The organism is Mesorhizobium sp. M5C.F.Ca.IN.020.32.2.1 (assembly GCF_004023105.1).
GTDB lineage: Bacteria > Pseudomonadota > Alphaproteobacteria > Rhizobiales > Rhizobiaceae > Mesorhizobium > Mesorhizobium wenxiniae.
Map to the genome: position 1 here is coordinate 1 of NZ_RZSX01001450.1, position 826 is coordinate 826.

At 64.4% G+C, this 826-nt stretch carries 1 protein-coding gene; it reads left to right on the top strand.

Features of this window, described 5'->3' with window-relative positions; translation table 11 throughout:
• Nucleotides 1-20: 20 nt before the first annotated feature.
• Nucleotides 21-826 (top strand): aspartate carbamoyltransferase catalytic subunit (locus EOA86_RS36695; RefSeq protein WP_128345839.1); only part of this gene is annotated, 806 nt, incomplete at its 3' end.

Below are 826 nucleotides of genomic sequence, written 5' to 3' on the forward strand. Positions count from 1 at the left end.
CCCTATAGCAGCGCCTTGAGATGACCGACGCTTCGTCCCTGCCACTCTATCCTCACCGCCATCTTCTGGGCATCCGCGATCTTTCCCCCGCCGACATCGAGCTTTTGCTGGACAAGGCGGACCGGGCGGTCGCGATCTCGCGGCAGTCAGAGAAGAAGACCACGACGCTGCGCGGCCGCACCCAGATCAACCTCTTTTACGAAGCCTCGACCCGCACGCAGTCGTCGTTCGAGCTGGCCGGAAAACGGCTAGGCGCCGACGTCATGAACATGTCGGTGGCGAGCTCTTCGGTGAAGAAGGGCGAGACGCTGATCGACACGGCGATGACGCTGAACGCCATGCGCCCGGACATATTGATCATCCGCCACCAGTCGGCGGGTGCCGCGGCACTGCCGGCGCAAAAGGTCGGCTGCTCGGTGATCAATGCCGGCGACGGCGCCCATGAGCACCCGACGCAGGCGCTGCTCGACGCGCTGACCATCCGCCGCGCCAGGGGCCCGCTGTCGAAGCTGATCGTCGCGATCTGTGGCGACATCCTGCATTCGCGCGTGGCGCGTTCCAACATCATGCTGCTCAACGCGCTCGGCGCCCAGGTCCGCGTCGTGGCGCCGTCGACGCTTCTGCCCGCCGGCATCGAGAAAATGGGCGTAGTTGTCACCCGTTCGATGGCCGAAGGGCTCAAGGACGCGGATGTGGTGATGATGCTGCGGCTGCAGCGCGAGCGGATGGAAGGCGCCTTCGTGCCTTCCGTGCGCGAATATTTCCATTATTTCGGGCTGGATGCCGAGAAGCTGAAATCGGCCAAGGACGGCGCTCTGGTCATGCA